The sequence below is a fragment of the uncultured Mucilaginibacter sp. genome, assembly GCF_903913935.1.
In the GTDB taxonomy this organism is placed as follows: Bacteria; Bacteroidota; Bacteroidia; order Sphingobacteriales; family Sphingobacteriaceae; genus Mucilaginibacter.
The window spans coordinates 1-9014 of the sequence record NZ_CAIWNH010000192.1; the positions used below are offsets into that span (position 1 = coordinate 1).

At 44.1% G+C, this 9014-nt stretch carries 8 protein-coding genes; 3 read left to right on the forward strand and 5 right to left on the reverse strand.

What is annotated here, in order from left to right:
* Together QZY09_RS07065 and QZY09_RS07070 are read right to left on the reverse strand one after the other, a co-directional pair.
* Positions 1-878 (reverse strand): hypothetical protein (locus QZY09_RS07065; protein ID WP_295670185.1); only part of this gene is annotated, 878 nt, incomplete at its 3' end.
* A 74-nt stretch (positions 879-952) separates the two neighbouring features.
* Complete coding sequence (locus QZY09_RS07070) at positions 953-1459, reverse strand: MarR family transcriptional regulator (RefSeq protein ID WP_295670188.1); 507 nt, start codon at positions 1457-1459, stop codon at positions 953-955.
* Between the two features lie 208 nt (positions 1460-1667).
* Between QZY09_RS07070 and QZY09_RS07075 the strand changes: the two genes are divergently transcribed.
* Both QZY09_RS07075 and QZY09_RS07080 read left to right on the forward strand, forming a co-directional pair.
* A complete protein-coding gene (locus QZY09_RS07075) occupies positions 1668-2594 on the forward strand; it encodes a sugar phosphate isomerase/epimerase (RefSeq protein ID WP_295670191.1) in 927 nt (308 codons plus the stop codon).
* A gap of 165 nt (positions 2595-2759) precedes the next feature.
* Positions 2760-3743 carry a GlxA family transcriptional regulator gene (locus QZY09_RS07080; RefSeq protein WP_295670194.1) on the forward strand — a complete coding sequence of 328 codons (984 nt, stop codon included), beginning with the start codon at positions 2760-2762 and terminating at the stop codon, positions 3741-3743.
* A 250-nt stretch (positions 3744-3993) separates the two neighbouring features.
* Here the strand turns inward: QZY09_RS07080 and QZY09_RS07085 are convergent, their stop codons facing one another.
* Positions 3994-4761, reverse strand: a complete 768-nt coding sequence (locus QZY09_RS07085; protein WP_295670197.1) for an SDR family NAD(P)-dependent oxidoreductase — start codon at positions 4759-4761, stop codon at positions 3994-3996.
* Between the two features lie 132 nt (positions 4762-4893).
* The gene (locus QZY09_RS07090; protein WP_295670200.1) at positions 4894-6603 is read right to left on the reverse strand and encodes an IlvD/Edd family dehydratase; all 1710 of its coding nucleotides are present in this window, start codon (positions 6601-6603) and stop codon (positions 4894-4896) included.
* Positions 6604-6810: 207 nt separating this feature from the next.
* On the opposite strand from QZY09_RS07090, the gene QZY09_RS07095 reads away from it, so the two are divergent.
* Positions 6811-7584, forward strand: coding sequence for a ThuA domain-containing protein (locus QZY09_RS07095; protein WP_295670203.1), 774 nt, complete (start codon positions 6811-6813; stop codon positions 7582-7584).
* A 74-nt stretch (positions 7585-7658) separates the two neighbouring features.
* Here the strand turns inward: QZY09_RS07095 and QZY09_RS07100 are convergent, their stop codons facing one another.
* Complete coding sequence (locus QZY09_RS07100) at positions 7659-8990, reverse strand: APC family permease (RefSeq protein ID WP_295670205.1); 1332 nt, start codon at positions 8988-8990, stop codon at positions 7659-7661.
* Positions 8991-9014 lie beyond the last annotated feature (24 nt).

Consider the following 9014-nt stretch of genomic DNA (forward strand, 5'->3'; position numbering starts at 1 on the left):
CGCAAGTGAACGTTGCGGGTAATGCTTTGTGCCCAAATATCGTAATACCAAACCGGGAATACATACAGTTTGTACCAGCTGTTGCCGATGAGGGGTGTCGTGCCGTCGCCATTGTCTTTTAATATAAACTGCCCGCGTATTATATCAATATGGTTCATTATCTCCGGATCTTTAGGCTGATTTACAATATCAAAGGTGAGGTCTTTGCGTGGCTCATAAGTGGCGATTCTTTCATCAAAAACATAACCGTTGCTAAAAATACATTTGCGGCCCGCACCCACATAATTACCTTCAACCGTCGATTCTATAGGGCTCGGCATCCCGATTTTAAACAACCAGAAGGTGTTTTTCTGTTCTATCCTTTTAAAAGATACTACGTTCTTCCATATTTTACCAGGCGCGGCATGTACGGTAATGGTGTCAGAAACCTCATTTTCGTATTGGTGGTTCGAGAAAAATGCATCGCCGATAAAAACAAATGCCAAAGCCAAAACAACGCTTACGTTCAGTTTATCATTATTCCTTTTGTATAAACCCCGCCCAATAAATGCCCCCGAGATTACAAAGCAAAATATCAGCGGCGATACGATGATCAGGCAGATAATCCCTTCACCTAAAAAGACATAACTTAAAAGGATGGCAAGTAAACAGTTATAAGCTGAGTACAGCAATAATTTTCGGCTCGGTAACTGCAAATCCTGCCAAAACCAGGCACTGATGATCCCCATCAACAGGGGAATAATAACAAATTCCGAAAAGATAATAATGGGCGGACCATTGCTGTCTATCAAATACTTTGTAATGGCAATGATAGTGATGCCTATAGCATTGGAGACCATGTACCCTTTTACTTTGGATGTAAATATTTTTTTAAGCATGGTGTTATTTTTTTTGGTTGATTTAATATCTTATTCAATTTTCAGTAATAAATGAAAAATTAGATCAAAAAAATTTATTTGAATATCTTCAGTATCGATCCCCAAAACCAGCTTTCGTCGGCTTTAATCATTGTTTCCAGTGTTTTATCAACGTTTTTTGCAAGTTTATTAATGTCGGTTACTGTTTTATGAAATGTTTTGTAGCCTGGGTCTTTTTTATCACCTTCAACTTTTACCAGCTCGTCTAGTATTTTAATTACAGGGTCAAGTTCGCGTTTACGGCGCTCTTTGGCTACCTGCCGGGCAATGTTCCAGGTGTCTTTATCAGCGTAAAAATATTCTTTTCGCTCGCCGGCCCGCAGTTGCTTTTCAACCAGGCCCCAGTTAATCAGATCGCGTACAGTCATATTCACATTTCCCCGCGATATACTCAGCGCTTCCATTATTTCTTCGGTAGTTAAGGCATCCGGAGTTAGCAGCAACAATGCATGCACCTGGGCCATAGTACGGTTGATCCCCCATTCAGAGCCTAATTTGCCCCATGCTTCAATAAACTTTTGCTTTGCTTCCGGTAATTCCATATACAAATATACTATTGTTATCGAACTTTCAAAATATACTGAAACTTAATTAGCGGTATTTTTCCTCAGGGTAAAATTGTCGCCTTGTATTTTATTTATTAATTAACATTATTTTTATAATAGGCTTTCATTTGCCAATAATTAATCAATAAATTTGATCTGCCTCTACAGTTAACCAATTATTCTGTAAACTAACATTTTATTGATCATGAAAAAGCAAAACGTCTCCAGGCGTCAGTTTATTGGCGCAAGCATGCTTGCTGCCGCTGGCATGGCACTGGCCTCAAAAAGTTCCTTTGCAAATTCAATTTTTGCAAAGGCTAAGCCAAATTCCAAAATAAATGGCGTACAAATTGGTGTTATAACGTACTCTTTCAGAAGTATGCCCGGCAGTATAGAACAAATATTACAATATTGTTTAACTTGTAATATTAGCGCTATTGAACTTATGGGAGACGCAGCAGAAGCTTACGCCGGAGCGCCTAAGTATGACAACAGTGCCGACTACAAAACAAGGATCGCCGCATGGCGCGAAAGTACTTTGATGGACTCTTTTGTTGCCATTCGTAAAATGTATAACGATGCGGGCGTAAATATTTATGCGTGGAAGCCAAACGCTTTGAATGCGAATAACACTGACGGGGAGATAGCTTATGCCTTTAATGCAGGCAAAGCGCTGGGCTGCAGTCACGTAACCGTTGAGTTGCCTGACGACAACCAAACTGCGCGCCTGGGTAACCTGGCCGAAAAATATGATATGATGGTAGGTTACCATGCCCATACCCAGGCCACCCCAACCTTATGGGACACCGCTTTAAGCCAGAGCGACCACAACGGGATAAACCTGGATATCGGCCATTATGTTGCAGGAACCAGTACCAGCCCGATTGATTTTATACAAAAAAATCACAAGCGCATACTCAGTATGCACCTGAAAGACAGGAAGTTTCACGATGGGCCAAATATGCCGTGGGGCCAGGGCGATACGCCGATAAAAGAAGTTTTGGCGCTGATGAAAAAAGAAGGATACAAATTTCCTGCAACTATTGAGCAGGAATACCAAATACCCGCCGGCTCTGATGCGGTTAAAGAAGTGATCAAATGCCGCGAATATGCCAAAACGGCTTTAAGTTGAATAGCGAGTAGTGAATAGTGAGTGGTGAGTGGAAAATTAGAAGTTCTGCTCAGCGCTCACTATCTGCAATTCATCATTAACGAGCGCTGTGCTCTCCACCGATCACTGACTATTTACTTTATCACTACCTACCAAAACCTTATATTTGGGTATATTTTTATTGCCATGAGGGAAATTGCTTTAATTATTCACGAGGATGCCACCTTGTCGACAGTTACTGGTGCCATGGATATGTTTATCCATACCAACAGGCTTTTCCAGCAAACGGGAAAATCCCAGCCTTTTAGAATTATGCTGGCAGGCGAAAACGCAAGTAATGACTTGTTGCCGGTTAACCCGCTTTTCGTAACTTATTGTTTGGCCGAAGAGCTAAAGAAACCTGACCTGATTATCGTTCCCGCATTTTATGGAGACCGGGATAGTATGCTGGCAAAACACAAGGAGCTGATCAACTGGATAAATACCAAATACCAGGCCGGCTCAGAGGTTGCCAGCTTGTGCTCGGGTATCTATTTTTTGGCCGAGGCGGGATTGTTGCCTGGTCGCTCATGTACAGCGCACTGGAGCGATATGGAAGATATTGTACGCAGGTACCCTGATGTTAATTTTCTATCGGATATGGTGATCACGGACCAGGAAGGGATTTATACAAGCGGGGGCGCATTTTCATCACTGAACCTTATCCTTTATATGATCGATAAGTTTTGCGGCAGGGAAGTTGGTGTTTGGGCAAGTAAAATGTTTTCACTGGATATGGACAGGATCAGTCAATCGCATTTCTCGGTATTTAAAGGCCAGCGCAAACATAATGATGACGATATATTGAAAGCGCAGACTTATATCGAAGAAAATCATCATTTACCGCTCACCATTGACGATATCGCAGACCGCGCAAACATGAGCAAGCGCAATTTTATCAGGCGTTTTAAAAAGGCGACAAAAAATACCCCATTTGAATATTTGCAACGCGTAAAAATTGAAGCCGCCAAAAAGGCACTCGAAAAAGGGAGCCAGAACATTAACCTGTTAATGTATGATGCCGGGTATAATGATATCAAAACCTTTCGCGAAGTGTTTAAAAAGATAACGGGCCTTACTCCACAGGATTACAGGCGAAAGTATAACAGGGAAGAAATATATTTAAATTAAAAATGCTTAAAAAAAGAAGAGCTCCTGATGGGCAGGAGCTCGTTCTAACCAATTATAAACCTAAATTATGAGAAGAGGCTGCAGGAAACGGGATCGAACCATTTCTTTTTTTTGCTGCTGCCTTTCAGCTACCTGCATTAGTGAAGAATAAACTGTCGGGCTTACATCTTATCACCGCTGCAAATATAGGATATTTTTATATCCTACAAAACCAATAGGAGTTAAATTAACAATATTTTAATGTTAACTGTTAATACGGCGATGTGCTTACCGCTGTCCATCCGCCATCAACAATGATGTTTTGCCCGGTGATATGCCCGGCCTGCGGTGAAACTAAAAATAAAACTGCACTAGCCACATCCTCCACAGTTGCCGGGCGGCCCATCGGTGTAATGCGCGACCATGTATTTTTATATCCGGCATCCTCCAGGGTTCTTTCGGTAAGGGTTGCCCCCGGGGCAACGGTATTGACGGTGATCTGATATTGCGATAATTCAACAACCAGGCTTTTGGCAAGCATCTCAAGCGCGGCCTTAGTCATGCCGTAGGCTGCAAGGTCCTGGTGCGCCTGATGCCCGGTAACCGATGACATGAACAAGATACGGCCACCGCTTTCCTGTTTGATCATTTGATTGGCCGCTTTTTGCGCCAGGAAAAAACTGCCTTGCAGATTCAACCGCATCACACTTTGCAGCGATTCAACAGGGTAATTTAAAAAATCACCGAATAAGGTAATACCCGCATTAGCAATCGCAATATCCACACCGCCGAAGTGCCGCAGGGCTGAATCCACCATATGCTGAATGAAATCGAGATCCGCAGCATCGCCCGCAAGTGCGTAACAGTTTCCGCCTTCGCCGGCAATTTTTTCAGCGGCACTTTTTACGAGTGCTTCATTGATATCATTGATCAATACCCAGGCACCCTCAAGCGCCAGTTGCCTGGCAATTTCAAAGCCGATGCCCTGGCCCGCGCCCGTTACGATGGCGGTTTTATTGGAGAAATTTTTTGTTGTCATTTGAACTATAAAAATTGTCATTTCGAACGATAGTGAGAAATCTTAAACACATTGCATCCCACCATTGCAGGCGGTAATGTCAGGCGTATAAGATATTTCTCGTTGGTCGAAATGACATCATATTAAGTAATTTCAATGCGAATCCCTCAATACCCCGGCACCCGATCCGCCCTTTAAAAAATCCATATCAGCGCCGAGGTGTGCCTGTTCTACATGGGTTTGGTATAGCCATACATAGCCCCGGCTGGTTAAATTTTCAAATGGCTTTAACTCAGTTTTTCTGTGGATGATCTCGTCTTCTGATAATTCAACCTGCAATAAGCCTGCGGCTATATCCAGGTGAATAATATCCCCATTTTGAACGATAGCCAAAGTGCCGCCAATGGCAGCTTCCGGCGAAACATGCAGTACTACGGTACCAAAACCGGTGCCGCTCATCCTTCCGTCCGAAATGCGTACCATATCGGTAACGCCTTTCTCCAACAGCTTTTTCGGGATCGACATATTGCCAACTTCGGGCATGCCCGGATAACCTTTCGGCCCCACGTTTTTCAATACCAGCACGCAGCTTTCATCAACATCTAAATTGGGATCGTCAATTTTGGCTTTATAGTCTTCAATATTTTCAAATACCACGGCACGGCCGGTATGCTTCATTAAAGCCGGACTGGCTGCTGACGGTTTTAGTACCGCTCCATTTTCACAAAGGTTCCCTTTCACTACCACAATTCCGGCGAGCGCATTAAAAGGTTCTTCCATTGTCGCTATCATGTCCCGGTTAAAACATTCGCTTTTCAGGTAATTTTCTTCAATGGGTTTTCCGCTGACAGTTATGCTTTCGCGATGTAAAACACCATGCAATTCTTTCATCAACACAGGCAGGCCGCCGGCATAATAAAAGTCTTCCATAAAGTATTTGCCGGATGGCTGCAGGTTTGCCAGTAAAGGGATGTTTTTGATGTTGTTAAAATCATCCATATCCAAATCAATGCCGATGCGTGCAGCGATTGCCAGTAAATGGATCACAAAATTAGTTGAACCGCCAATGGCCGCATTTACGGTGATGGCATTTTCAAAAGCCTGCCGCGTTAAAATATCAGAAAGTTTCAGGTCTTTGTTTACCATATCAACGATCCGGCTGCCGGATAAATGCGCCAGTACTTTTCTGCGTGAATCAGCCGCCGGGATAGCGGCATTTTCAGGCAGGCTCAGGCCGAGCGATTCCACCATACATGCCATGGTAGAGGCAGTACCCATTACTGCGCAATGGCCGCGGCTTCGTGTCATGCAGGCCTCAGCAACAAAAAGTTCTTCATCGCTCATAGCGCCGCTACGATAAGCTTCCGAGAATCGCCAAACATCCGAAGTGCTGATATCATGCCCCCTGTATTTGCCGGTTAGCATCGGGCCACCCGAAACCACAATGGTGGGCAGGTTGACACTTGCAGCCCCCATAATTAGAGCGGGCGTAGTTTTATCGCAGCCGCAAAGCAAAACCACGCCATCAAGCGGGTTGGCACGGATGGATTCCTCCACATCCATGCTCACCAGGTTTCGGTACAACATGGCTGTTGGTTTGATCAGCGTTTCGCCCAGCGACATCACCGGGAACTCCACCGGGAAACCTCCCGCTTCGTAAATACCATGCTTAACCGATTCGGCAAGCTCCCTGAAATGGGCATTGCAGGGGGTTAGCTCCGACCATGTATTACATATCCCGATAACCGGTTTGCCCTGTAGTTCATGCGCCGGGATCCCCTGGTTTTTCATCCAGGCCCGGTAAATAAACCCGTCTTTGCCTTTCCGTCCGAACCATTGCCTGCTCCTTAACTCTTTATCCATTTGGTTGATAATTCTAAATCAATATTATTCATTTATTTCGAATGTCGGATGTTCGATGTCGGATTTATTTTAGTTCTCCTATTGCTGAATCCGATTTTTTTGTCCTGTCTGTATTTAGGTGGTATAAGAGAAAACTAAAGCGATCTTTATGATTTGATGTTTGAAATAGAGCGTAAGGCCTTATCTTGTGCCATTAACCGGGACGTTATGACATCGAAAATATTTTTGCTAATTGTGTCAATCATTATTATTGGGCATTCAATAGGCTTAGCGCAAAAAGCGCCCCGCTTTCATGTCATCGCTTTGTATGAAAACGGCGGGCACCATGTTGAATATACCAAAGCGGCCAGACCCTGGCTGGATAAATTGGCTGCCGATAGCAATTTTACCATCGATTACATCCAAAATACCGACCTGATAGACTCGGCTTTTTTAAGTAAATACCACCTGTTTATACAATTAGATTACCCTCCCTACGCCTGGAAGGATAAAGCAGTAAAAGCTTTCGAAGATTATATCACGAAAGGTCGCGGCGGCTGGATAGGTTTTCACCATGCTACCCTGCTGGGTGAATTCGACGGTTACCCCATGTGGAATTGGTTTTCGGGCTTTATGGGAGACATCGTCTACAAAAATTACATCCCCACCTTTGCCAGAGGCAAAGTGAATATTGAAGACCCATACCACCCGGTTATGAAAGGTGTTCCCTCATCATTTATGGTTGAAAAAGAAGAGTGGTACACCTACAATAAAAGCCCGAGGCCAAATGTACATGTAATTGCAAGTGTAGATGAATCAAGCTACACGCCTGATTCAGATATTAAAATGGGGGATCACCCTGTCATCTGGACAAACCCGAATGTTAAAGCACGAAACCTTTACATTTTTATGGGGCATTCGCCGGTTTTGTTTGAAAGCGAGGTTTACAAAACTATTTTCAGGAATGCTATTTTTTGGGCAGCTTGCGGGCGAAAGTCCTAAGTCCTAAGTCCGGAGTCTAAAGTCCCAAGTCAAGGAACATGTTTTTTTCTTTCAGACTTTCCCGACTTTCGGACTCAATACAGCCTCCCTTTTTTATGATGTGGTTTTTTCCATAAGATTAACTGCCATACCAGCTCCGCACTTGCCAATACGGCAATGGCAAAAACGGCGGCCCAAACGGCTTGTTCTGTGGATGAAAAAGCGCCAGCCAATGCTACAAAATAGACTACAAAAGGCAGCAGCACCATCATATAAAGCCCGGTGGTACTCAGGGGTATTTTAAAAGGCCGGGGGGCATCAGGGGCCACCTTGCGTAATTTTATTAACGAGATATACTCAAGAGATAATCCCGCCCCGTAAACGGTTACATCGATGATCAGCAAATCGGCGAAAGGCCAAAGTACCATCAGGCTAACCACCAGCGAACAGGTGATGATGGACACATAAGGGCTTAAAAACCGTTTGTGCTGCTTGTTTAAAAAATGGGGGAGAAGGTCATCGTCCGCCATAACCTTGGGCACGCGCGAAACGGACAGCAGTACTGCAGCATAGATGCCAAAGGTGCTGGCCATGCCGGCTAATGCGATCAGTTGCCCCAGCCAGTGGCCACCAATGGCTTCGCCTACCGCAGGGAAGGCGTGTTCCTGCAATTTGCCGGTATCAATACCTGTTTGCTGCGAAACAAGGATAATTAAAAAGTACAGTACGATAACCAGGGCAAAGGCGGCAAATGTTGAATATAAATATGACTTTACCGGTCGTTCCACTTCTTCGGCATAAGTGGTTACATTGTCCCAGCCAAGGCAATTCCACATAACGGTATACAAAGCCATGCCTAGAGATGAAAATGGAACGCCTTTTAAGGTTTGCGTTGGAATAGTAGTAACCGAATGATGATAAAAAGCCAGTACGAATAAAATGATGAATGGCGTTACCACCGCCGCGCCCAGTATCAAAGATGTTTTACCTACCGGAACTATACCTAAAATATTGAGTAAGGCAGAAAGCCAAATGAAAACCAGGCAGATGGGGATCCGGTAGTCCATTAGCCAGGGGAAAAAGAAGGAGGCATATACCACGAATAAACCGGGGTATATGGCCAGGTCGATAAAAGTATAAAGCCATGTCCACCAGCCTTCAAAAAAACCCCAGCGGGTGCCTAAGGTATGTTTTACCCATTTATAATAGCCGCCGGTAACTGGCATCATGCTGTTCAACTCAAGCACGGTAAATATTGCAGGCACATCCCATAATAAAGGGGTGATCAGTAAAATAAGTAACGCGCTATGCTGACCTGCGTACGATACCAATGGCTCCAAACCATAGGGGCCGCCTGAAACCGTAAAGAAAATTACAGCGACCAGTTGTATCGGCCTTATTTTTTTTAACGACAATTGTGACGGCATAAGCGATAAAAATATTGTTTATGC